Origin of the sequence: Klebsiella sp. BIGb0399, assembly GCF_003752615.1 — a bacterium.
Taxonomy (GTDB): Bacteria; Pseudomonadota; Gammaproteobacteria; order Enterobacterales; family Enterobacteriaceae; genus Klebsiella; species Klebsiella lignicola.
Genome location: NZ_RKHT01000007.1, coordinates 705,369 through 729,627 on the forward strand (window position 1 = coordinate 705,369; position 24,259 = coordinate 729,627).

17 protein-coding genes are annotated in these 24,259 nt (G+C 48.4%); 11 read left to right on the forward strand and 6 right to left on the reverse strand.

The annotated features are described in order from the left end of the window. Positions 1-2 precede the first annotated feature (2 nt). The 6 genes from EDF82_RS18045 to EDF82_RS18070 all read left to right on the forward strand — a co-directional run bounded on the left by EDF82_RS18045 (position 3) and on the right by EDF82_RS18070 (position 6,551). On the forward strand, positions 3-1,010 hold the full coding sequence (locus EDF82_RS18045) for a Zn-dependent oxidoreductase (RefSeq protein ID WP_123756883.1): 1,008 nt from the start codon (positions 3-5) through the stop codon (positions 1,008-1,010). Between the two features lie 56 nt (positions 1,011-1,066). Then, positions 1,067-2,602 carry an MFS transporter gene (locus tag EDF82_RS18050; RefSeq protein ID WP_123756884.1) on the forward strand — a complete coding sequence of 512 codons (1,536 nt, stop codon included), beginning with the start codon at positions 1,067-1,069 and terminating at the stop codon, positions 2,600-2,602. A 17-nt stretch (positions 2,603-2,619) separates the two neighbouring features. Continuing rightward, complete coding sequence (gene yiaK / locus EDF82_RS18055) at positions 2,620-3,645, forward strand: 3-dehydro-L-gulonate 2-dehydrogenase (RefSeq protein ID WP_123756885.1); 1,026 nt, start codon at positions 2,620-2,622, stop codon at positions 3,643-3,645. Then, complete coding sequence (locus EDF82_RS18060; RefSeq protein ID WP_123756886.1) at positions 3,642-4,103, forward strand: YhcH/YjgK/YiaL family protein; 462 nt, start codon at positions 3,642-3,644, stop codon at positions 4,101-4,103. Before yiaK ends, EDF82_RS18060 begins: the two co-directional genes overlap by 4 nt. A 66-nt stretch (positions 4,104-4,169) precedes the next feature. Further along, positions 4,170-5,630: a mannitol dehydrogenase family protein gene (locus tag EDF82_RS18065; protein ID WP_123756949.1), complete on the forward strand. Its 1,461-nt coding sequence runs from the start codon at positions 4,170-4,172 to the stop codon at positions 5,628-5,630. Positions 5,631-5,864: 234 nt separating this feature from the next. After that, complete coding sequence (locus EDF82_RS18070) at positions 5,865-6,551, forward strand: GntR family transcriptional regulator (protein ID WP_123756950.1); 687 nt, start codon at positions 5,865-5,867, stop codon at positions 6,549-6,551. 72 nt (positions 6,552-6,623) lie between these two features. On the opposite strand, the gene EDF82_RS18075 is transcribed toward EDF82_RS18070, so the two are convergent. From EDF82_RS18075 to EDF82_RS18100, 6 genes are all read right to left on the reverse strand, one after another. Then, positions 6,624-7,034 carry a hypothetical protein gene (locus EDF82_RS18075; RefSeq protein WP_123756887.1) on the reverse strand — a complete coding sequence of 137 codons (411 nt, stop codon included), beginning with the start codon at positions 7,032-7,034 and terminating at the stop codon, positions 6,624-6,626. 66 nt (positions 7,035-7,100) lie between these two features. Continuing rightward, complete coding sequence (locus EDF82_RS18080) at positions 7,101-7,538, reverse strand: hypothetical protein (protein ID WP_047028252.1); 438 nt, start codon at positions 7,536-7,538, stop codon at positions 7,101-7,103. A 41-nt stretch (positions 7,539-7,579) separates the two neighbouring features. Continuing rightward, positions 7,580-8,116, reverse strand: a complete 537-nt coding sequence (locus tag EDF82_RS18085; protein ID WP_123756888.1) for a DUF4339 domain-containing protein — start codon at positions 8,114-8,116, stop codon at positions 7,580-7,582. A 25-nt stretch (positions 8,117-8,141) separates the two neighbouring features. After that, positions 8,142-8,852 carry a DeoR family transcriptional regulator gene (locus EDF82_RS18090; protein WP_123756889.1) on the reverse strand — a complete coding sequence of 237 codons (711 nt, stop codon included), beginning with the start codon at positions 8,850-8,852 and terminating at the stop codon, positions 8,142-8,144. A gap of 208 nt (positions 8,853-9,060) precedes the next feature. Continuing rightward, the gene (locus tag EDF82_RS18095; RefSeq protein ID WP_123756890.1) at positions 9,061-9,885 is read right to left on the reverse strand and encodes a DUF932 domain-containing protein; all 825 of its coding nucleotides are present in this window, start codon (positions 9,883-9,885) and stop codon (positions 9,061-9,063) included. Between the two features lie 93 nt (positions 9,886-9,978). Then, positions 9,979-10,842 carry a GTPase family protein gene (locus EDF82_RS18100; protein WP_123756891.1) on the reverse strand — a complete coding sequence of 288 codons (864 nt, stop codon included), beginning with the start codon at positions 10,840-10,842 and terminating at the stop codon, positions 9,979-9,981. A 650-nt stretch (positions 10,843-11,492) separates the two neighbouring features. Here EDF82_RS18100 and EDF82_RS18105 point away from each other — a divergent pair. The 5 genes from EDF82_RS18105 to EDF82_RS18125 all read left to right on the forward strand — a co-directional run bounded on the left by EDF82_RS18105 (position 11,493) and on the right by EDF82_RS18125 (position 24,039). After that, positions 11,493-14,258: a DNA methyltransferase gene (locus EDF82_RS18105; RefSeq protein WP_123756892.1), complete on the forward strand. Its 2,766-nt coding sequence runs from the start codon at positions 11,493-11,495 to the stop codon at positions 14,256-14,258. Continuing rightward, positions 14,255-16,300: a DEAD/DEAH box helicase gene (locus EDF82_RS18110; RefSeq protein WP_123756893.1), complete on the forward strand. Its 2,046-nt coding sequence runs from the start codon at positions 14,255-14,257 to the stop codon at positions 16,298-16,300. Before EDF82_RS18105 ends, EDF82_RS18110 begins: the two co-directional genes overlap by 4 nt. Beyond that, a complete protein-coding gene (locus EDF82_RS18115; RefSeq protein ID WP_123756894.1) occupies positions 16,293-17,471 on the forward strand; it encodes a GIY-YIG nuclease family protein in 1,179 nt (392 codons plus the stop codon). Before EDF82_RS18110 ends, EDF82_RS18115 begins: the two co-directional genes overlap by 8 nt. 182 nt (positions 17,472-17,653) lie before the next feature. Then, positions 17,654-22,606 carry an AAA domain-containing protein gene (locus EDF82_RS18120; protein ID WP_123756895.1) on the forward strand — a complete coding sequence of 1,651 codons (4,953 nt, stop codon included), beginning with the start codon at positions 17,654-17,656 and terminating at the stop codon, positions 22,604-22,606. Next, positions 22,603-24,039: a hypothetical protein gene (locus tag EDF82_RS18125; RefSeq protein ID WP_123756896.1), complete on the forward strand. Its 1,437-nt coding sequence runs from the start codon at positions 22,603-22,605 to the stop codon at positions 24,037-24,039. The genes EDF82_RS18120 and EDF82_RS18125 overlap by 4 nt, the downstream gene beginning before the upstream one ends. The last annotated feature ends 220 nt before the right edge of the window (positions 24,040-24,259 follow it).

A 24,259-nucleotide genomic window follows, 5' to 3' on the forward strand; every position in this document is an offset into this window, starting at 1 on the left:
TAATGAAAAGTATTGTTATTCAACAACCCAATCAACTGGATATAGAACACAGACCACTACCTCAACCTAGTGAAAATGAAGTCCGCGTTGCAGTCAGAAACGCCAGCATTTGTGGCTCCGATGTTCACATATGGCATGGACATAATCCATTTGCAAAATATCCGCGCGTGATCGGCCACGAGTTTGCGGGCATTATTGACGCAGTGGGCGAAGGTGTCGCAGCCAGTCGCATAGGAGAACGGGTGGCTATTGACCCAGTGGTTAATTGTGGTGAATGTTATCCGTGCAAGGTTGGAAAACCAAATGTGTGTAAATCACTGTCGGTTATCGGTGTTCATCGTGATGGTGGTTTCAGTGAATATGCGTGCGTACCGCAAAAAAGTGCATGGAAGTTGCCAGATACCATTTCGGATGAGTATGCAAGCCTGATCGAGCCATTCACTATTGGTGCAAATATTTGCAGCAAAATGCAACCTACGGAACTCGATATCGCCTTGATTTATGGTGCCGGGCCAATGGGATTGACCTCCACCCAAGTACTGAAACATGTCTATAACGTTAAAAAAGTCATTGTTGTAGATAGAGTTCCAGAACGATTAAAGCTAGCTCTTATTAATGGGGCCGATCAGGTTATAGACAATAGTAAAATATCGTTAAAGGAGCAGCTTACTGATGAACCGACTTTAATTATTGATGCGGCTTGTCATCCAGATATTCTAACCGAAGCTATTGCTCTGATATCTCCTGCAGGACGTATTGGTTTATTGGGTTTCTCCGATGTTGCAGGTACACTGGTACAAAAAGATATTACTAGCAAGGAACTGACAATATTCACCTCACGCCTTAATAGTAATAAATTCCCGGTTGTTATGTCTTGGATAGCATCTGGATTAATTTATCCTGAAAAATTAGTCACGCATCATTTTCCTCTTGATGATATTCGTAATGCGATGACCTTATTTGAAGAGGACCCACACTCCTGTTGCAAAATAATTATATCGATTAAATAGTTAACAATAACCTGAACTGTACTCTATAAATTCTGTTAATTCTTAAGGAATATAACATGATAAATCATGAGAATAATAAAAAAATTAAGATTAGAAATATGTTGGCTTATGGTGGCGGCGATTTCTTTGGGGGAGGTAGTTTCGCCGTTCTGGGCCTATGGTTAATGTTTTTTTACACAACCTATGCAGGTCTAAGCCCAGTGGCTGCTGGGTCAATTATTGCTATTGCACGTTTGCTGGATGCTTTTTTTGATCCATTGATGGGATACGTTACAGATAACTTTTATCGTACCAGACTGGGTCAGCGGTTTGGTCGGCGAGGATTTTTCTTCATGTTTGGCGGTCCACTTGTGATGATCACTTATATCATTATGTGGGCAGACGGGATGGGTTTTCTCTATTATCTCTCCACTTACATTCTGTTCTATGCTGCTTATACACTAGTGATAGTGCCTTACGAAACGCTGGCAGCAGAAATGACCAGTGATTTTAAAGAACGCTCGAAACTTACAGGTGTGCGCATGTTCTTCTCGACTGGCGCAGGGATCCTAGCTGCCTGGTTACCGGGACGTATCATTAGCACGATCGGGCAAGATAATCCGTCATCCTTCCTTTATATGGGGGTGATCTTCGGAGTGTTGTTTGCAGTGGCTATTATGTTCCTCTATCCACTGACATGGGAACGTCCGATTAAGCTGGATCCTAACCGCCCAAAAATGAATTTCTCGAAAGACATGAAATACCTTTTTCGTTCATTAATTTCGACGTTCCAGGTACGCACGTTCCGCCAGCATATAGGTATGTATCTGGGGGCATATGTGGCTTTAGATGTGTTAGGTGCAATCCTCGCGTATTACATAATTTTTGTTCTTGGTCAAACAACTGTTGATGCTTCCAATGCACTGACTTTCATGACAATAGTCCAGTTTTTGTGCGTGGCGTTATTTATCACGTTATGTATCAAATTGGGTAATGGCCTGTCATACAAAATTGCGCAGTGCTTCATGTTATTAAGCGTTAGCTTATTTCTGTCAATACATATTTTCTCGTTGCCCAACGCAACTTGGTTGGTGTTAGTAGCTGCCTTATTGATGGGGATTGGCCGCTCTGGATCTTATTATGTTTGCTGGAATGTCTACAGTTTCATTCCTGATATTGACGAAATGCTCACAGGTAAACGTCGCGAAGGGATTTTTGCCGGGGTGATGACTTTTGTGCGTAAAGCTGTACAGGCGCTTGCTCTCTTTATTGTTGGACTTATTTTGCAGGAATATGGCTTTGTGGCAAAAAGTGCAACTCAAAGCCCGGAAACTATTCATGGCATTGTTCTGGTGTTCGGTGTTGGGTCAAGCATTTTCCTGCTGTTCGGAATAATAAGTTCTCTTCGTTTCAAGCTTACCCAGAAAAATCATTTGATTTTAGTTAATGAGATTGAAAGATTGAAAAATGGTGGTAGCAAATCAACTGTCCAGCCTGAGGCCAAAGCAGTTGCGGAATTACTCACTGGCTGGAGTTATGAAAATCTGTGGGGAAATAATAAAATATCCCGTGAAGATGAAGAGTTAAATATTGCTCTTGAAAAAATAAATTAATCAAAATAGAGGTCATTATGTCTAAAATTGCATTTTTTGAAATGAAAGAAACGGTCAAACAGGCCTTCCTTAATGCTGGTTTGAGCGAGAAGCAAGCGGATATCTGTGCACAGATCCATTGTGAATCCAGCTGCGATGGCATTTTTTCTCACGGACTCAATCGCGTTGCCAGATTCATTGATTATGTGAACAAAGGCTGGGTAAATATTAACGCTGAACCTAAACAGGTTAAATCACTGGGAGCTCTGGAGGTTTATGACGGCCAGCGCGGGATTGGTATTACTAATGCACTATTTGCCACCGAGCGAGCCATCCAGCTTGCTCAAACCAATGGTGTAGGTATCGTCGGTATGCGTAATACCACGCACTGGATGCGTGGTGGTACTTATGGCTGGAAAGCTGCTGAAAAAGGTTATGCTGCTATTTGCTGGACAAATACTGAATCTTGTATGCCAGCATGGGGGGCTAAAAATCCACGCCTGGGAAATAACCCATATGTAATGGCCGTGCCAATGCAGAACGGTGCGTTGGTGCTGGATATGGCTATGTCACAGTACGCCTACGGGAAATTGCAGGTTACGCGCCTTAAAGGCGAAAAATTACCCTTCCCTGGAGGCTATGATAAAGACGGTAATCTGACAGATGAGCCAGGTCCGATTGAAGCATCCATGCGCATTCTCCCTACCGGCTACTGGAAAGGTTCTGGTATGGCGATCCTTCTGGATGCAATGGCGGCATTTCTGACCGCAGGTGCTTCAACCAATGAAATCGATAAAATCCAGGAAGGTAGTTGTACCGGCGCGAGTCAGGTTTTCATGGTTTTCGACCCTAAACATTTTGGCGGTAAAGAATTCAGCGAAAATATGGCCGCTGGAATTGCGGATTATGTGAAGTCTTCCGAACCCTCTGAAAATAACCATGAAGTCTTTTATCCAGGTGAAATGGAATTACGTAATCGGGATAACTTCCGTAAAAACGGTATTCCAGTGGATGATGGTGTGTGGGCGGAAATTCAGCAACTGGCAAAACGGAATACTTTATGATTAGTGGACATATCTCTCAACTAGTTGTGGCGCAAAAAGAGTTTCCTCCGATTATTTTTTCTACATTGAAAATAATTAAGGCGCTTGATTTTTCTCAACACCCGGACGGCCAGTTTGAGAAAAATGGCGTGCTCTTTAAAACCTTCACAGCTCCAACTGTGTTACCTCATGAGCGTAAACCAGAAACACATAAAGAGTTCATTGATATTCAATTTGTGATTACGGGAAAAGAGCGGGTGGAGTTTTGTTCAACAGGCAACATAAAGCCAAGTGAATCACACCCCGAACAAGATAACTATTTCTATACGCGGTCTTCGGTATCGCTGGATGGCATTGACATGAACAATGGGGATTTTGTTGTGTTTTTCCCGTGGGATATTCACGCTCCGCTGTGCCATGACACTGAATGTCAACAAATCAGGAAGATCGTCGCCAAAGTGCCACTTTCTGCGCTCTGATAACAACATAAGCCACTCCGCAGAACGGAGTGGCTTATGGCTTTACCCTTGAATGGAGAAAGTATTTTGCAAAACACGCTGTTAGCGGCAAAGGCCACCCTCCCCATGTATGATCGTTCTGTGCTTGTCGGGCGTATGGTTCATTTGGGTTTTGGTGCTTTTCATCGCGCCCATCAGGCTGTGTATGCCGATATTCTGGCGAATGAACATGGTAGTGACTGGGGATATTGTGAAATCAATCTGATCGGTGGTGAGCAGCAAATTGCCGACCTCAAACAACAGGACATGCTCTATTCTGTGGCAGAAATGTCGGCTGAGGCCTGGCAATCGCGGGTTGTAGGAGTGGTAAAACAGGCTCTGCATGCGCAGGTCGACGGACTCGACGCAATATTCCATGCTCTGATTCAGCCTGAAGTGGCGATTGTTTCCATGACAATCACTGAAAAAGGCTACTGCCATTCCCCCGCCACCGGTCAGTTGCAACTGGAACATCCGCTGATTTTACGCGATTTAGCTAATCCGCATCGCCCTCAGAGTGCCGTTGGGGTTATCGTTGAAGCCCTTGCGCAGCGTAAAGCGGCCGGGCAGCCAGCGTTCAGCGTGATGTCCTGCGATAACATGCCGGAAAACGGCCATGTCACCCGTAACGTGATCACCGCTTATGCCCGAGAGCTCGAGCCCATGCTGGCAGAGTGGATCGAAACCAATGTCACTTTCCCTTCCACCATGGTCGATCGCATCGTCCCTGCTGTGACACCAGACACCCTTGCACAAGTCGCGCAGCAAACGGGCGTACAGGATCCGGCCGCTGTGGCCTGCGAGCCATTCCGCCAATGGGTGATAGAGGACAATTTCGTAGCTGGTCGCCCGGAGTGGGAAAAAGCCGGGGCCGCGCTGGTCAGCGATGTCTTGCCTTTTGAGGAGATGAAGTTGCGCATGCTGAACGGTAGCCACTCGTTCCTGGCCTATCTGGGTTATCTGGCCGGTTATCAACATATCAGTGATTGTATGCTGGATGAGCATTACGTTAACGCCGCCCGCCATCTGATGCTGGTGGAACAGGCTCCCACGCTGAACACACCTGGAACTGATCTGGAAAAATATGCAGATTCCTTGCTGACACGCTATCAGAATACGGCATTGAAACACCGAACCTGGCAGATCGCCATGGACGGCACGCAAAAACTACCACAGCGTATGCTGGATTCGGTGCGCTGGCATCTGAAAAATGGCAGTAATTTTGACTGCTTAGCGTTAGGTGTTGCAGGATGGATGCGTTACGTCGGGGGAATAGATGAGCAGGGGCAATCTATCGACATCAGTGATCCATTACGTGAGGAAATTGCCCTGTACGTCGCCAGTAGCTCCGAGGGTGAACCACGCGTAAAATCTCTACTGCAAATGACCGCCGTATTTGGTCGCGACCTCCCGGATAATCAACAATTCGTCAATACTGTGACCCGTGCATATCTGGCACTGCTGGCCAGAGGGGCGAAAGCAACAGTTGCTGAGATGATGGTTCGTTAAATTATTCAGAACATACAGAATATACGTTCTTGTAAGAACTGGTCTTCATACTCATCTCACTCAGGCAACCTTCCTGGGTGAGATTCTTCGTTGCCCTCCTTTTTCTGACCTAAAAAATAAAGTGTAGAACTGGAAATGCCCAAGGGTATGGGTAATTTTATCATCTCACTTACAAAGCCGTAATCTGCTAGTATGGTTGGATACTACTATCAGCCGAGAATATTTATAATTTCCATGTCAGAATCCTACAGCATTACTAATAATGTGCCGGTAAATCAGCAAATATACCGTTTCCTGAGGCAGGATATCGTCGATTGTACAATTCCTCCAGGTACACTGCTTTCAGAGAAAGAGATTTCCACTCGCTTTCATGTGTCGCGTCAACCTGTACGGGAAGCTTTTATTAAACTAGCTGAAGCAGGGTTGGTGCAGGTTTTACCGCAACGTGGAACGTTCGTGATGAAGATTTCTTCAAAACGGGTGGATGATGGGCGCTTTATTCGTCAGGCGGTGGAATGTGCAATTGTGCGGCGTGTTGCCATAAGCATAACCTCAGAACAATTGATGGCGCTTGAACATAATCTGCATCGTCAGGAACTGGCGGCAAGGAATAATCAAATCAGAGAGTTTTTGGCATTGGATGATGAATTCCATTACCTTTTGACACAAATCGCGGACTGTCTCCTCGCTTGGGAAACGATTGAAACCATCAAAGCCACCATGGACAGGGTTCGCTTCCTTAGTCTGGTTGAAGTTTCGCCACCAGAAAAGTTAATCCAGCAGCATTACAGTATCCTAGAGGCGCTGAAAGCCGGGGACCCGGATGCGGCAGAACTTGCCATTCATTTGCATTTGCAGGAAATGATCTATTCGATTACTTCTGTTGCCCTAAAAAATACAGACTGGTTTGAAACTACCTAATACCTCACTTCACTACACAGCCCCTGTTGCGTGAGCAACAGGGGCTGTGTTTATTTTGTATCGATAACGGTATCAGTATCCGGTTTTAACTTTGTTCATCAGCAACGTTTTGCTGCCCCGGACAATCTTCACATACAGGCCGTTATCCTTCGCGCCACGCACGAATCCGGCCTTCACATCACCCTGACAGTCACCGCCGTCATAGGGCACATTAATGCCGGTCTGATGTATCAGGTCAATAACACCAAAATTATTATCAGCACAGGCAGGGCCAGGCCAGTCCTGAATCAGGGCAAACTTATGGTCGTCACTGACGGCGGTCAGCGAGCAGACTGAGCTGTTGATATCGTCACCCTGACACCAGTATGGCTCGCCCGGATTGTCTTTATCCATCAGGCTCGCCGGAAGTTGAGCTGCACCGGCACTGAATGCAGCAAGTGACAGAATGAGGGCGGGTACAGCAGAGGTCATTATTTTCAGCATGGTTTTTTTCCTGAATTAATCCAGCCCGCTGTCGGGCAAAATGAGGTAGGTTGATATCGGGTGTTATCAGAAGCGACGGTAACGAAACAGCTCTTTGCCCTGGTAAAGCGCCACCAGGTCGTCATATTCAGGCTTCTTCTGGTTGGGCTTAAAGGTCACTACCGTGCCCGGACGGCACAGGTCTTTTACGGTGAGACCGAATTTCTTGTCCGGAGTAATGGTGAATCCCTTCGACACATCGTTGTGCATGATAGTTATCCAGCCCCACAGGCCGCCTTCGCAGTCTTTAAAGGGGGCTGAACGCACCGTGACCATTCCGCCCAGGCGGTCAACAGACATGGCTTCGCATTTTCCAGTAACCTGACGATGCGCATCGCACCAGAAAATGTTCCCGTTGTTGTCATTAACTACCGCAGGTAGGGTCCGGTTATAAGGCTGAGCCTGAGCGCCCGCACAGAGCAGAAGGCTGCCGGTAATACCCAGTACTTTAATCAGTGTTTTCATTACGTTGGTCCTTAACAGAGAAAGAATCAGGTAGCGGTCATTCAGGCCCAGACGGTCAGCCCCAGCATCACAAGCCATACCCAGAAGTAAGCCGGTTTCTGACCGAGAGTTTTTGCCCGCCGCCACAGATAGAACGGCACCAGCCAGGCCAGTTTGCCGAACGTGGTGGTGTCCACTCCGGCCTTACGCAGGCGTCGTTCATCGAGATACCCCAGAGCGATATTGAGCAGCAGCGTGATAAACCAGTACTGCCCGCCCGAGACAGCCTCATATGCCTCGTCAAAAGACATTCCGTTCAGCCCTGCAGTCCACAGCTCGAGCGCATAACCCATGAAGGGAGCAAATGCCAGCGTCCATACCACTCCACCCGGAATGCGGTTCCCCGGCAGCGCTGGTGGTGTAGTGCTGTGGAGCAGCGCTGAAGCCAGCGGGGTGGCGGAGACCGGTTGCCAATCCGTCATGCCCTGTCGCCACACCAGCGTGGCAGCGGTGAGTTCACCGCGCGCAATCAGGCCAGTGATGTCGTCTTCGGTCACATTGTCGTGACGTATGCCATTTTTCTCGTAATGCCAGGTCATTGTTTTTCCTTCTTAACAGAGGTAATTAAATCAATGTGTTGCCTTGCTCCTCCTCAGAGGGTCCAGGAGACAGGACTTCGCGAATACAGCTGAAGTGCGGAAGAGCCCGGATAAAGCCCGTCTGTGTGGTTAACTGGCTGAGACGTTTTCGCGGGGTAAAAGTGGTGTTCAGGACTGTCACCGCATGGATGGTCGCCAGAGGATGCACGGTGATATGCCCGTTAAGTTCACCGGTGAGGTACCAGCAGCCGTCGAGTGATATCAGGCGGTACGGAGCCAGCCCGTCACAGCGTTCTCCCTCGGCCAGCAGTAGTACCCGCTGGCAGGCGGTAATGGCACTGACGAGACGGTAGAACACCAGTGAGATGGCCGGTGACACAGACTGTGGCGGCTGCCATACCAGACACGGCATCCCTCCTGCAGTGAGCAGCATGCCCGCCAGACGCCGGTCCAGCCCCGGAAAAATATCGGCCAGTCCGGCCCGGTGCGCGAAGGTCAGCGCATCTAGCTCCCCCTGTACGCCCCCACCGGTGCTGCGCAGGCGGCATTGCCCCCGTCGATACTCAAGGTCGAGGTACATCAGCCGTTCGCGAAAATCCCGTCGCAGGGTACGGACTGACACACCAAACTCTGCAGCCAGCCGCGCCATGTTCAGCGTTTCACCTGCAACCAGGCGGCTGATTATCAGTGACAGTCTGACAGCCAGCCGATCATGACGGCGCTCTGCCTGTGCCATCTTAAATCTCCGTAATAGTTAACTGACTGAATATGAAATGATTCTAAAGAGGGGGGCGGACAGGGTATGGACATGGAATGAACTATTTTTTATCTGCCTCCGGAAGCAGGCCCGACGCGGCACACCATGAAATGCGGTGATAAAACACTCAATCCAATGAGGGGAAAACGGACAGGGAGTGTCCTTTGTTAACATGGCGATAACACTCTCAGGACTGAAACCCACTCAGCATCGCTTCCGCCATCACCCAGAGAGCCCGGTTGAGCTTCACATCTCCGTCGATACCACGCACGGCGCGGGTATGTGTTCGCCCGCCTTTTGCACTCCGGCCACTGAGCCCGCCCTTAATCAGGTTCTCCTGAATACGCTGGTATGTGGTCCACAGATCATTGCTCTCATCCTGCCAACGGCGTGGGGAGAGTATCTGAGGTGCTGTCACCGGCTGGTGGTCCTCACCAAAACGGTACGTCAGTGCAGCCTGTGCCAGAGCCTGTTGTGCAGGAGGCGGCAGCATCAGCGACTGCATGGCATCCCGCTTCTCTTCCACACGGTCAAAAATACCCAGCACTTCATACGCCCCTTCAATCACCTGACTCACCACATCCCCTTTGTGCGGCACCCGCACCTCGCCAAACGACTCACCGCAGACGAGTCCGTTCTGGCATACCGCACGAAATAATCCCGGCAGCATCTGATACGAACTGGAGCCATCGTGAGAATTGAGCAGAATAATTTCCGGCACCTGCTTACCGGTAGTCTGCCCCTCCCGACGCAGGCGCAGCATATGCTTCGTATGTTCACGACGACCCGGATCACGCACGCGGGTCTGACAGGCAAAGAACGGCTGAAAGCCCTCCCGCTGCAGACTGTCCAGCAGAGAGATGGTGGGTATATATGTGTAACGTTCACTGCGGGATTCGTGTTTGTCCTCGCTGAAAACGCTGGGCACCACAAGAAACAGTTCTTCGCGGGTTAACGGACGGTCACGACGGATAAGATTTACTGCGCCAAAGCGCGAAGCCAGACGGGTCATAAGCAGACTCCTCATGATGGAAAATAAATACAAAAAGCCCCGCCGCAAAATCGCGGCAGGGCTCAGGAAACTACGGGTTAGAAGGGTTAATTTTCAGAAGAAGAAATTCCAGACTGCACGAGCGACTGATACCACGATGTCGCGTACAGACTGGATGACTGTCCGAACCGGGGCCGGTATCAGGGGCATGGAACTTACAGTGTCCAGTACCGAGCCGACCGTTTCACCAAAATCGTCACGAGCTTTTTTATTAACGACATCGGTACGAAGTTGAGCACTAAGCTGTACCGCTACCGGACTACTGGCCTCCCGCGGCAGGCAACGAATCATCCGTTCAGCCATCACCCGCAGCCCCCACTGCAAACGTACCGACACCGCACAGACAGGGTTTACAGGTTGGAACAACTCATGCAGTAGACAGATTTTGCGGCTGATATTTTGTTTCTGCTCTGTAGACAGCTTTTCACCACCGCAGGTGGGTTCAATCTTGTCGGACTGACTGATAACAAACAACACCTTATGCCGGTATACCTCACCAATCACCTCCCGGTAAAAATGTTCATCCACCGCCAGCGCTCGATCATCGCCCTTAATCAACCACAGCACCAGGTCCAACCGGGGAAGATGTTCGCGATATAGGGCGGCATATTCAGTATCGCGTAAGCTACTTTCCCCTACACCTGGTAGATCAACAAGGGTCATAATGCGCTCGCCCACTTGTAGGCTAAATTGCAAGGGGTCGCGTGTGCAGGCGACCACATCGCTAACGGGTGAAACCTCACTGGCAAACAGGGCATTGCACAACGACGATTTTCCCGCCCCGGTTTTACCCATAATGCCGATTACCGGCTCGTACTTCGTGAGACTGCGAAGACGCTCAAGGATAAGGTAGCGAAGCGTGTGTGGTAGTGACGCCAGCGGTTTTTCAAAAGCCTGTAGGCCGTCAGATTTTTGCATACGAATATCTCTGTGTGAAAAAAAGACCCCGCGATCCGGTAAAAGATGTGGGGGATTCACGTAGATGATATCTATCTGAATTTATTTGAAATATAAGCAGATGCATGTAACTGCAGCAGTGCCACTTTTAAAATAACGCTCATGGTGACTGGCAGCTTTTTGCTAATAGTAGACATTTACTCCTAGGTTTAGATATCGAAATTAGTACTCCAATATAGATAGAACATGGAGTGAACCGGATTGCCTGTGCGAGACAAGAACCGTTGGCCCCTTTGGTTCGACGGATTGCAGGAAAGTCATTTCCTGTGCTGAAGAGGGTTTCTGAGGCAACCTGAGAATTTTTAAGAACATCAGAAAGAATGACGTAAGTTACTTATATGCGATCGCTTAATATATCATGACATTAGTAGCATTTAAGTGCATGAAAGTTTGTACATTTGTTTGAGTTTATCTCGAAGCTAGAAATCTCAACATAAATACATAAGAGGGTTTTGTGAAACGAAAACCTGAGGCTGAATCTGCTACAGAGCTGGGTTCTATTCTGTTAAACTTGCGGTCAAAAATTTCCAAGAAAACCTAGGATTTGACATGAGTTTACTGCACACCAGTAGCAGTAGGCCGGTCACATGCCAATGGAGAGCTGTACGCAAATGAACGCCGTAGAAATTGAACAAGCCATCTCGGATCTTGCGGAGCAACCCTTTGATCCCATAGAGTTTCCTTATGCTTTCCTTGAAGCTTTTGGTAACAAAGCAACGACTATCAAACGCTTGCGTGCCGGGGCTTCGAACAAGTCCGACTTGGGTGGGGTTCTTCAGACTAACAACATCCACATTCTAACCAGTGAAGAAGATCAAGTGACGCATATGCTGGCCTCACTTAAGGCCAGCCCGGCAACAAGTAAAGCCAAGGCTAAGTTCATCCTCGCCACAGACGGCAAAGACTTAGAAGCCGAAGATCTCACAAGCGGTCAGACCATCGCTTGCGCCTTTGAAAACTTTCCCGATCACTTCGGCTTCTTTCTGCCGCTGGCAGGTATTACCACAGTTCGCCAGATTAGTGAAAATGCCTTCGATATTCGAGCTACTAGCCGTCTAAACCGTTTGTACGTCGAACTACTGAAAGATAACCTTGAATGGGGTACTACGGCGCGTCGTCACGACATGAATAAATTCATGGCGCGACTAATTTTCTGCTTCTTCGCCGAAGACACCGATATTTTTATCGGAAAGGGGGCCTTCACCGATACTATTTCAAAGATGAGTGAGCGCGACGCTTCCAATACGCACGATGTCATCGCCACTTTGTTTCGCGCTATGAACACCCCACGCAATGAGCGTGCTGTCGCCGGTATTCCTCGCTGGGCTATAGATTTTCCTTACGTTAACGGTGCTTTGTTCTCTGGTAGTGATGAGGTTCCGCGTTTTAGCCGTATTGCACGTTCCTATCTACTGCATGTTGGCAATCTGGATTGGACCAGAATCAACCCGGACATCTTTGGCTCGATGATTCAGGCCATTTCCGAAGACGAAGAGCGCGGCGAGCTGGGCATGCATTACACCAGCGTTCCCAATATTTTGAAGGTACTTAACCCGCTGTTTCTCTATGATTTGCGTACGAAGCTAGAAGAGGCTGGTGACAACCCGCGTGCCTTGCTTAACCTACGCAAGCGCATTGCCAGAATAAGAGTTTTCGACCCAGCTTGCGGTTCTGGCAATTTCCTTGTTATTGCTTACAAAGAAATGCGTGAGATTGAGGCGGAGATCAATCGGCGTCGTGGTGAGCCAGATGGAAGGTCGGAAATACCGATCACCAACTTTCGCGGGATCGAGCTGCGTGATTTTCCGGCAGAAATTGCGCGTCTTGCACTGGTTATCGCCGAGTATCAGTGCGATGTGCTGTATCGGGGCCTGAAGCTCGCGTTGGCTGAGTTTCTGCCCCTTCGAAACGATAACTGGATCACCTGCGGTAACGCGTTACGAATTGACTGGTTGAGCGTTTGCCCTGCGACTGGAACCGGAGTGAAGTTGCAGGCAGAAGATCTTTCTGAGACGCCGATCGATCAGGCAGAGATCGACTTCGAGAATGAAGGGGGGGAGACGTACATCTGTGGCAACCCTCCGTATGTTGGGCGTCGCAATCAAACTGCTCAACAGAAAGAGGAAATCAAGTTCGTACTTGGGAAGAAGGTGAAATCTAGTGCATCGCTAGACTATGTATTTTGCTGGATTGAGAAAGCAGCAGACTATGTGCTTCAGACACGTTGCAATTTCGCATTTGTAACAACAAATTCGGTGTCACAGGGCACTCAAATTCCCATTTACTGGCCGCATTTGTTCTCGAAAGGGCTGCAAATCAACTTTGCTCATCGCTCGTTTCGCTGGAGCAACAATGCATCCGATAACGCTGGAGTGAGCTGTGTGATCCTTGGAATTGGTCATCCGCAGCTGCCAAAGGTCATCTTCGATGATCTCCAGCGTTATGAGGTAGCCCACATCAATGCATATCTAACAAGCTCTGATGTGCAGGTAGTGGAAACAAGAAGTACACCGATTTCACCGCTTGCTCGGATGAACTATGGAAACCTTCCCGGTGATGGAAATTTCTTGACGTTGAGCATGTTGGATCGAGACCGACTACTACAAGAGAACCCAAAGTTTGAGCGGATCATATTGCCACTATATGGCGCTAAAGAGTTCATTCGGGGATTGCAACGCTATTGCTTATGGATTGACGAAGATGATCTTGAATTTGCTAGTCAGAGTGAGTTTGTGCGGCGTAGGTTGGACGGTGTAAGAAGAATACGCGAGGAAAGCTGTGACTCGAGCTACAACGCGCTGGTGGACCGGCCGCATCAATTCCGTGACAGAAATTTAGCAACCGGATTGACCATCCTTGCGCCTACAGTGAGCTCTGAAGTACGGGAGTACCTCCCGGTTGCGGTACTTCCAGGTCGGACGGGAACAACTAATCAGGCTTATGCCCTCTACGACGCTCCGCTCTGGAATATGGCAATTCTTGCCAGCCGCTTACATCTGGCATGGATCGCAACCGTATGCGGTAAGCTGGAAACGCGTTACCGTTATTCCAATACCCTCGGCTGGAACACCTTTCCTTTGCCTATATTGACCGAGAAAAACAAGGCCGATCTTACCCGCTGCGCTGAAGAAATCCTGCTAGTACGAGAGCATCACTTCCCCGCGACTATTGCGGACTTGTACGACCCCGCAAACATGCCTGCTGATTTGCGAGCTGCGCATGACCGCAACGACGAAGTGCTAGAACGCATCTACATCGGTCGTCGCTTTAAGAATGACACAGAGCGGCTTGATAAGCTGTTTGATCTCTACACCAAGATGGCTGCTTCGGCTGCACCAGCCAAGGGCAAGAAGCGTAAAGTGGGAGCCAACATATGAGCGCCAAGATTAAGTCAGTACCGTCCGTTTCTGTTACCTATGCACGCAATGGATCATCGACTAGGGCTAATATCCTTGGGATGCGGCCTATGCAAGAACAGGCTTATGAGAAGCGCGGAGAACAATACCTACTTATCAAGTCGCCTCCCGCTTCCGGCAAAAGCCGCGCGCTGATGTTCATTGCGCTCGATAAACTTGAAAACCAGGGGCTCAAGCAAGCCATTATCGTTGTGCCGGAGAAATCCATCGGTGCAAGCTTTAATGATGAGCCGCTATCGCAGTATGGCTTCTGGGCTGATTGGCATGTCAAACCTAAGTGGAACCTGTGCAACGCGCCCGGTAACGACAATGGTGGCAAGGTGAAATCTCTCGGCACATTTCTGGAAGGTAGCGATAAAGTGCTCGTTTGCACACACGCAACCTTTCGCTTCGCGGTCGATGCCTACGGCATAGAAGCGTTTGACGATCGCCTGATCGCGGTCGATGAATTCCACCATGTGTCAGCTAACCCGGATAACAAGCTTGGTCAGCATCTGGGGCAGTTTATCGCGCGGGACAAGACGCACATCGTTGCCATGACCGGATCCTACTTCCGGGGTGATGCGGAGGCCGTGTTGGCTCCTCAGGATGAGTCTAGGTTCGATACTGTCACCTACACCTACTACGAACAACTCAACGGCTACGAATACCTCAAGCAACTCGACATTGGCTACTTCTTCTACAGTGACTCCTACGTCGATGACATCCTCAATGTACTCGATCCTGACAAGAAGACCATTATCCATATTCCCAACGTCAATTCGCGCGAGAGTACGAAGGATAAAATCAAGGAGGTGGAGCACATTCTCGGCGAGCTTGGCGATTGGCAAGGTGCAGATCCTGCGACTGGTTTCCAGCTAGTCAAATGCCTCGATGGCCGGATGTTGCGTATCGCTGACTTAGTGGACCCAACTAGTCAAAGCAAGATTCAGGAAAGCCTTCGTGGTGTAAAAATGAAGACAGATCGTGACTATGTGGACATCATTATTGCACTTGGTATGGCAAAGGAAGGTTTCGACTGGATCTGGTGCGAACATGCGCTGACAGTTGGCTACCGAGCCAGCTTGACTGAGGTCGTGCAGATCATCGGTCGCGCCACTCGCGACGCACCGGGTAAAACCCGCGCGAAATTTACTAACCTGATCGCCGAGCCGGACGCTTTAGAAGGCGCGGTTACCGAAGCAGTCAATGATACCTTGAAAGCCATCGCGGCAAGCCTGCTGATGGAGCAAGTATTAGCTCCGCGCTTCGAGTTCAAGCCTAAGAACCCTGAAAGCGGTCCGACCCCAGGTTTTGATTATGGTGAAGGAGGGTATGACCCGGATAACTGCAATTTAGGTGTTAATGAGCAGACAGGGACGTATCAAATCGAGATTAAGGGACTTGCCGAGCCTAGGAGCAAAGAGGCGGCGCGCATCTGCCTGGAAGATTTAAATGAAGTGATCGCGGCCTTTGTGCAAGATAAGCCCGCCATCGAACGTGGACTGTTCGACGAAGAGCTCATTCCCGAAGAATTAACACAGGTTCGTATGGGGAAGATCATCAAAGAAAAGTACCCTGAACTTGACGCTGAAGATCAGGAGGCTGTGCGTCAGCACGCTATTGCCGCCCTTAATCTCACGCAGCAGGCCAAGCGTCTTGCCACCGGTGAGAACGATGGGATGCTTAATACTGCCCTTATCGACGGAGTGCGTCGCTTTGCGATGGACGTACGCGATTTAGACATAGATCTTATCGACCGCATCAACCCCTTCGGTGAAGCCTATGCCATCCTTGCTAAGACGATGAGCGAAGATAGTTTGAAGCAGGTCGCGGCTGCCATCTCGGCCAAGCGTACCTCGATCACGCCTGAAGATGCCAAAGTGATCGCTAAGCGCGCCGCTGAATTCAAACGTGAACGTGGACGCCTCCCATCGTTAACTTCGCCGGATGCTTGGGAAAAGCACCTTGCCGAAGGCGCAGCCGCGTTTATGCGATTCAGGTCGGAGGGGCGTTATGAGTAAATCTGATCTAGACGATTTGGCTAATGAACTTGCCGAGTTTGCACCTCCTGAGAAGAAAAAAGGACGTCCAGCCAGCGAGGAACGCATCATCGCAGGTTTTGAGGAAATCCAGCGCTTCGCTGACCAACATGGGCGTGCGCCGCAACCCGGCGAAGGGCGTGAGATCTTCGAGCGCATCTATGCAGTGCGACTCGAGCGTCTACGCACTCTCCCAGACTACCGTGCCTTGCTTGAGCCGCTGGATCATCATGGCTTATTGGCCGGAGGGGGTGAGGTAGCGGAGTCAGCGGACGAAATTGTCGATATCGATAATTTGGCTGCCGAACTGGCTGATGTTACCAGCGAGGACGACATAACAGTCTTACGTCATGTTCGTGCTAGCGTCGAAAAGCGTACTGTACAAGGGATCGCGGATCGCAAGCCGTGCGAGGATTTTGATGCGTTCAAACCGCTATTTGAGCAGGTGCGCAGTGATCTAAGTTCAGGGTTAAGAGTGACCCGACCTTTTGGGCAGTATGCAACGATTGAAGTGGGCCATTGGTTCATCCTGGATGGTCAAACGGCTTATGTGGCTGATGAAGGTGAAGAATTCGATTCACCACAGGGGAAGAAAGATGCTCGGCTGCGTGTTATTTACTCGAATGGTACGGAAAGCAACCTACTTCGGCTGTCATTGGTTCGTGCTTTGTATAAAGACGAAACAGCACGCCGAATTACCGATCCAGACATGGGGCCTTTATTCAGCGATGCTCTAGAAGAGAGCGATCTAGAAAGCGGCACCATTTATGTGTTGCGTTCACTATCTGATAACCCCTATGTGGCTGAACATCGTGATGTCATTCACAAGATTGGTGTGACTGGTGGCAAGGTAGAGACTCGTATTGCCAATGCTGAACACGATTCCACCTATCTCTTAGCGAAGGTCGAGGTGGTAGCTTCATACAAGCTTGCAGGCATCAACCGCACCCGGATGGAAAACCTGTTTCACAGGTTGTTTGCACCCGCACGGCTTAAAATTACCATTAACGACCGTTTCGGCCATCCAGTGCAGCCCGAGGAATGGTTTCTCGTTCCGTTATTCGTTATCGATGAGGCTGTTGCACGTATTAAGGATGGTAGCATCATTGGGTATGTCTATGACCCCATGTCTGCGAAACTGGTGAAGGCATAGGGCAGAATTTACGCATTATGATGAAAATAACCAATACAGTTCGCAGGGATATTACTTCCAGAGAGAATAACGGCGATAGTGGGCATTGTTTACTTAAGCTACAAAGCACTACTGAGATGATTAGTCAGGATCACTAGATAAATCAGATTGAAGTCCTAGGGGGGATTCCGTTGGAAGTAGAAATGTGGGATGGCGGTTTACAAGAGCAAGAAGTGGCAGCTATTGAGAAAATAAAGGCTGCGTTTTCGGATAATTTATCTATGTCTGACAAGCTTGTTCGTGGGGGTTCTATTGGCGAGCAGCTACAAAGATATGGTTATACCGGCAACGGAATGTTCCCCTGGAAAGGTTATGCAGGTTTTCGTTTTGTTGAGGCAAAAAAAGAAGGTGAATTTGATTTAGTCATTGTTACGCATTGTAATGTGATCATAGTTGAGTTGAAGGACTGGAACCATCAGCCCGTAACTGCGCGCGGAGAGACTTGGTATAAGGGTGATAAGAACATGGGACGCTCGCCGGTAAGCGTGACCCGTGGCAAAAAGTTCACGTTGGACAACAAACTCAAGCGTCTGGCAGATCGTTTTACGAACAAAGGCTATGTTCCATTTGTACATTTCTTTGTTGTGATGACTGGCAATGCGGACTTCAGTGAGTTACCGGAAGAACAACTTCACCATACAATCTCGTTAACAGATTTTCTTAAATTTGCCGATCGCAATACATTCAACAACTATTTCAGACCCCATCCAGGCTCCCAGGTTCTAAACAAAGATTTTCCCCTTTTTGATAACCTTTTCTTAGGGCCTCAGACAGCAGCAAAAGCCCTGCGGGTTAATGGCTTCGAAGCTAAGGATATGATTTTCGAACATCCTAAAAAGGTGTATCGGGAATACCTAGCAAAATCAGAAATATCGGCTAATAGCGAAGCATTACTCAGGGTATGGAATTTCCGGAACATCCAAGGGACGAAAGCGTACACGCCGGAAGGAAGAGCTGAGATCGTTTCACGTGAGCGTGAAGTGTTACAGCACATCAATCACCAGAACCGGGATCTGTATAACCACTGTCTGAGGTCTCTGACGAGTTTTCAGAAAGACGAAGTGACTGCCGAGTACAGTGAAGTCTATGAGCTTCCGCCGGGTCATGTTCGGTTTAACGAATTCATCGGAAAGTATGGAAAGGCGTTTTCAGATCTGGACCGGTTGAATGTGGTTAAATTGCTCATTGCGAAGTTTAGCGATCTCCATGAGATAAAAATTGCGCACAGGGATATCGCCGATCATAGCTTGTGGATTTCACCTTCAAAAGAAGTTGCCCTTTCGAACTTTATTTCGGCATACCACCGGCCAGCCGGAACGGTAGGCGATTACCGTAAGCTTTTATCCGTAGGTGCAGTCGAGGTAAAAGACATGCTTGATGAGGGCGAGCTTACGCCTTTTCAGCAGGATGTTCATGCCCTGGGCCTTGTAGCCTGGCACTTGTTAAGCGGTAAGCGCATGTCTCCCAAGAGTCTGGAGACAGTACAGGACAGTATGCTAAACAGCCAGCACTGGTATTCATATGTATTACTGGATGCCGTTGCTGCAAAATTTGCTTCCGCGACAGAATTCTTTGATGTCCTGAAACAAGCCGAACCTGCGGGTAAGGCTATCCCAACATTTGATGATACTGAGCTTGACCCTTATCGGCATGCTATCAACCACTCTCGTCAGTACCGGGAAGACGATGACTTTCTGGTAGAAACATCCGACAAAGAAGTTTATATCTCGGGTGGAAGGGTCGTGAAGGTTTGGCTGAACGTTGGGGGGCAGGGAGACGATCCGTCAGTAAACTTCCAGGTTATGAAGTTTTTAAAACAGGTTGAGCAGCTTTCTTTAGTTAAACCAACGTATCTGCCTGAAATTCGTGAATTCGGTATTGCATCCAAATCATCAAGTCTGTACCTGGTCACGGATCAGGTACTGGGAGAAACCTGGGATAACATGGTGGTTCCAGATGATGAAAAAATCGACCTCATTGATAAGTTTGTCGCCGCCGTTGAGCACTTGCACGGACTGGGTGTTTCTCACGGGGACATCCATCCTGGTAATGTGATGCTTGGGACACAGAGTCGTTCTCTTTTCCTCATCGATATCCCCGATTTTTCACCGTTCGGTGACGAAACTAAAAACCACAGCTACAGCCCTGAATACATCGATAATTGTACTTCCTTTGAACGCGACAACTATGCAGTGATGAAGATGTCCTGCGAGTTGTTAGGTTTGTCATGGGGGCAGGAATCAGACATTTATCCGACTATTGCTAATGCCATCCGGGCTGAACTGGAAGATCCTGTTTTTCGGTTTAAGGATTTAGGGCGATTTAAAAAAGCGATAAACAGTAATGACCTAACGTCAGAACAAGCCCTGATAGAGATAACAGCAGGAAATGCCGATGAAATCATCTCTGTCCTGCCAGATAACGGGCATCTGTATGTCAAAGTTGAACCAAATCCTAAAGCCCCAGCTGAAGTAAAAGTAACTTTCAGCGGGATAGGTGGCGGTTTCACTGCAGTGTTCCACAAAGAGCAGAAAACGCTGATTCATGGCTTCAGGCCATGGGTTCGCGCCACAATTCGTAAGCAAGATATTGATGAAAGCCAGTTCGAAATTGGTACTGGCATCAGGATTATTCCCGGCAGTCCGCAGGATATATCGGCGTTGACAGTATTGCTTAATGAAGAAGAATCTTTTGCGCGGGCAATCAAGTTGATTGCCGCACCTGAAGACGTTCAGGAACAGGACCCGCTTACGCTTCAGCTAAAAGATGCCTTTGCAAGACTTGATAAGCAGGCGCTTGAACCTGCTTTAAAAGAAGTGCTGGAAATCCCTACGGTGAAGCTGTGGCGCGCCATTCTGGATACTGAAACAGAATCCTATCCAAACATTGAAGTCAGCGGGGAAGTGGTCCCGGTTGCAGATGCTCATGGAGAGCTTCTTCTCCCTTACTCTGCAGACGTTGATCCACTTGGCGCTTTCAGAAGTAGTGATGAAGTCGAAGCCTTACAGGTCGATCAGGAAGGTGTTGAGCGATTTATAGGTGAGGTGTCACTTAAGAAGTCAGAACTCAAAGAGATCCGTCTGGTCAAAGTGCGTTCAGCAGCCTACAGGCTGAAGGATTCTGATATTGTCTTCTTCCGTACAAAGCAGGATCGGGCGTCTTATCAGAAACGTAAACGCGCACTGGAACGTCTCCTAGATCGAGAAAGTGTGCTGCCTGACTTAATTGATCTGTTCGACCCATCCTGCAAACAGGTGGCTCAAAATTATGGTATCACTCTCAGCGATACCGATTTTGCCAGATACGACCGTGAAGACCAGCACGGAAATAAGATCAGTCTGAATGAGCAGCAAAGAAAGGCGTTTAACAAACTGGTCAATAATGGCCCTCTCTCCCTGCTTCAGGGGCCACCGGGGACCGGTAAAACCGAGTTCATCGCGGCCTTTGTCCACTACCTGATCGAGAAACAGAATACCAAACGCATTTTACTGGTCAGCCAGTCACACGAGGCTGTGAATACAGCGGCCGAGCGCATCAGAAAGCACTGTTCCCGGCTTGGTACAGAGCTGGATGTTGTCAGGTTCAGCAACCGGGAAGGGGCTGTTTCCCCTGGCCTGAAAGATGTGTACTCAAACGCAATCACAACTGAGAAGCGCGAACTGTTCAATGCTGAAATTAAGTACCGTGTTGAAGCGTTGAGTGAAGCCATTGGTCTGGAGCCGGGATTTATTTCGGGTGTTGTACTTGCTGAGCTCAGGTTGTTCAGACAAATCGATCACCTTGAGAAATTGCTCTATCAGGTTAATGATTTAACGGATTCAAAAGAGATCGGTGAACTGAAAGATATTGCAGTCGAACTCGATTTTTCCATCCGCTCCAGGCTGAGTCAGGAATATGGGATTAACCTAGATAAAGGCGCGAAGGTTTCTGCAGCAAAAGACATTCTGATTTCCAAGCTGTGTACAGAGTATGGCGTCAGACCTGATGAGGCAAGACGAGTAAAGGCATTAGCTAAAATATCACGTGATATGCAGGATGCTATGTCGGGAGAGCGAGTGAACCTAGACGAGTTTTATTCGCGCTCCAGGCAGTTAGTGGCTGGTACATGCGTTGGTATTGGACAGGGGCACATTGGCATTCAGGAGAATATCTACGACTGGGTGATCATTGATGAGGCGGCGCGCTCGATTGCAAGCGAACTTGCCATTGCTATGCAGTCGGCCCGACGTGTCCTGTTGGTGGGTGACCACCTGCAGCTTCCCCCATTGTACTCAGATGCCCACAAGGCGGCATTAGCGAGGAAACTGGGTATCAATAACTCCCGCACTGAAATTGACGAGGTATTACGAAGTGACTTTGCCCGTGCCTTCAACTCTGCTTATGGTGCGCAAGCGAGTGCTGCTCTGCTGACCCAGTATCGTATGGCTCCACCGATTGGTGATCTCGTATCGAAGACGTTCTATGACAAGAAGCTTCTGAATGGAGAACGGGCAATTCCGGATGTCTATCAGCAAGCTCCAGAAGCGTTATGTAGCGTCGTAACCTGGCTTGATACTGCTAATCTGGGCCACCGGGCACATCATCTTGAAGATCGCGGAACAAGTATTTACAACCGATGTGAAGCTGACGAGATTATTTCTGTACTTAAACAGGTGTCAGAGAATGAAGAATTTGTCGCTCAGCTTTCAAAGCTCGTTAACAAAGATGAAGCCGCTATCGGCGTGATATGTATGTATGCCGAACAAAAGCGGTTGCTCCGTCAGAAATTCAATCAGGAAATTTGGAGCGAGGGATTTAAGGACATTGTTAAAATTGACACTGTTGACAGTTATCAGGGTAAGGAAAACCGGATCATCATCCTGTCACTGACGCGTTCGGATAAGCAGCATAGCCCAGGTTTCTTACGAGCTCCAAACCGTATAAATGTTGCGATGTCACGCGCAATGGATCGCCTGTTGATTGTGGGTAATGCCGATATCTGGAAGGGAAACAATAAAGAACTACCATTAGGCTCAGTTGTAAGTTATATGGCTGAACGAGGTCAGGAAGCTGGATACAGGTTCCTCTCCGCTCAGCAGGGAGGCAAAAAGAAATGATATCTGATAACAAAGTAACCTATCACGAGGTTGACTTCCTGCTGCCCGCACAGAGGTTTAACATTCAGTTTTCCTATGTTTCCCAGAAGGGGCTGCCATTCATCCGGGAGTTTGTGCTAAGACTTGTTCATGTAGCCTCGATGAGCAAAGCACAAATAGCAACCTATTTCGGCCTGACCCACCGTGAGACAGAGGAGGCGATTTCCGATCTTGTGCAGCGTGGCGAATTGACGCTCTCCTCAGACGGCAGACTGACTTTAACCGACAAATCAAATGGCTATTTTTCTGAGGTTGGCGAGATACCGCACCTTTCAACTATCCAGGACAGTGGTGGTACCTTATCCTTTGATTTAGCCACATTTAGCTGCTTCAGCAACCAAACTTTCCAGGACCACTGGAGGGGAGGGTTAACATTAAAGGTTGATGACAACAACATTTCTCAAAGTGAGAAACTGGTTGAGAAGCACTTTCAGTACCAGTTTAATCAAATCTTGGATAAAGGTTATCTGTCTCACTTGCAGGTTCAGGGAGGTAAAGAACAACCTTCTATCTATACAGTTAATTCTGTTAATAAGCTGCGGCAAATACCGCTCCGTTTAACAACGGAATTTAAAATGGATAACGATGGTAAGGCTGTCGAGCGTGAAGACTATGAACAGTTAAACAGTTCGGAATGTGTTCATGAGTTAATGGCTGTTGAGATAGCTAGGTTATCACGGCATAACAATACCATGAGTATTTTTAAGGCCATGGTATCCATAAACGATGACCTTACGCTTAAGCTGTTTGACTCTAAAACGAATCAACTTAATCCATTATTTATCAAGGATATGCAGGCGCTGGAAGAATACTCAGACTCTGGCAGGACGACTTTTTTAGGCCCGGTTTATTCTAAAAACAACTGGGAAAAGCTGCAGAAAGCTCTGGCACCGGTGCTCAATCAGCGTATCAGAGACAAAACCGATTATGGCGGTAGCCCGTTCGTCTGGGTAGCTCCATCAGATCCCTACTGGTCAAAGAGCGTCCGATTTATCTCAAGCCTGAGCGATTTTCTTAACAGGTCGGCTACGAAGGATAAGCGGCTGTATAAACCGGTGCTGTACGTACCCGTCCAGGATGCAGTTGATGCCCGGGTTGCCAGACAGTGGAAGCATGAACTTGGGCAATTCCACGCGTGCGCTAAAGGGCTAGTAGAAGGACTGTTAGATGGTAATGTTGAGATCCTTCATCTTGAAGATGAGTTATCTGCCGTTATCTATCATATTTCTCAACCAGAAACGCTGCCTGTGACGATGCCATTGGGCTTCATTACAACTAACAAAGATGCAGTTAAGATTATTGGTGCGCTGATTACTGAATATGTCAAAAGCACCTCTGGTTTTGATAAGCCTCATGACTGTGGATTTCTTTCTTCAATAGTTGAAAAACATTGAAAGGATGAGAATTTGCTTTTTTTTGCCTAAACCACCTCTATAGGAGGTGGTGATTAATGGCACCATTAAACTATTGCTTAAAGGGATCGTGTAGCATCTACGACTTACGAAATGGTTGTGGCTCATCGGCATATCGCGATTCAAGGTTTGAAGGCTATAAAATAGCCAATATATGGGCGTAGTATATTTATCATAGAGTTGCGAGCAGAAAAATAAAAAA

Bases quoted from the DNA above. Each gene is read 5' to 3' on its own strand.
- EDF82_RS18045 (WP_123756883.1), top strand. From the start codon at position 3: ATGAAAAGTATTGTTATTCAACAACCCAATCAACTGGATATAGAACAC.
- EDF82_RS18070 (WP_123756950.1), top strand. From the start codon at position 5,865: ATGTCAGAATCCTACAGCATTACTAATAATGTGCCGGTAAATCAGCAA.
- EDF82_RS18125 (WP_123756896.1), top strand. From the start codon at position 22,603: ATGATATCTGATAACAAAGTAACCTATCACGAGGTTGACTTCCTGCTG.
- yiaK (WP_123756885.1), top strand. From the start codon at position 2,620: ATGTCTAAAATTGCATTTTTTGAAATGAAAGAAACGGTCAAACAGGCC.
- EDF82_RS18100 (WP_123756891.1), bottom strand. From the start codon at position 10,842: ATGCAAAAATCTGACGGCCTACAGGCTTTTGAAAAACCGCTGGCGTCA.
- EDF82_RS18110 (WP_123756893.1), top strand. From the start codon at position 14,255: ATGAGCGCCAAGATTAAGTCAGTACCGTCCGTTTCTGTTACCTATGCA.
- EDF82_RS18120 (WP_123756895.1), top strand. From the start codon at position 17,654: ATGTGGGATGGCGGTTTACAAGAGCAAGAAGTGGCAGCTATTGAGAAA.
- EDF82_RS18105 (WP_123756892.1), top strand. From the start codon at position 11,493: ATGAACGCCGTAGAAATTGAACAAGCCATCTCGGATCTTGCGGAGCAA.
- EDF82_RS18050 (WP_123756884.1), top strand. From the start codon at position 1,067: ATGATAAATCATGAGAATAATAAAAAAATTAAGATTAGAAATATGTTG.
- EDF82_RS18080 (WP_047028252.1), bottom strand. From the start codon at position 7,538: ATGAAAACACTGATTAAAGTACTGGGTATTACCGGCAGCCTTCTGCTC.
- EDF82_RS18075 (WP_123756887.1), bottom strand. From the start codon at position 7,034: ATGCTGAAAATAATGACCTCTGCTGTACCCGCCCTCATTCTGTCACTT.
- EDF82_RS18095 (WP_123756890.1), bottom strand. From the start codon at position 9,885: ATGACCCGTCTGGCTTCGCGCTTTGGCGCAGTAAATCTTATCCGTCGT.
- EDF82_RS18085 (WP_123756888.1), bottom strand. From the start codon at position 8,116: ATGACCTGGCATTACGAGAAAAATGGCATACGTCACGACAATGTGACC.
- EDF82_RS18090 (WP_123756889.1), bottom strand. From the start codon at position 8,852: ATGGCACAGGCAGAGCGCCGTCATGATCGGCTGGCTGTCAGACTGTCA.
- EDF82_RS18115 (WP_123756894.1), top strand. From the start codon at position 16,293: ATGAGTAAATCTGATCTAGACGATTTGGCTAATGAACTTGCCGAGTTT.
- EDF82_RS18060 (WP_123756886.1), top strand. From the start codon at position 3,642: ATGATTAGTGGACATATCTCTCAACTAGTTGTGGCGCAAAAAGAGTTT.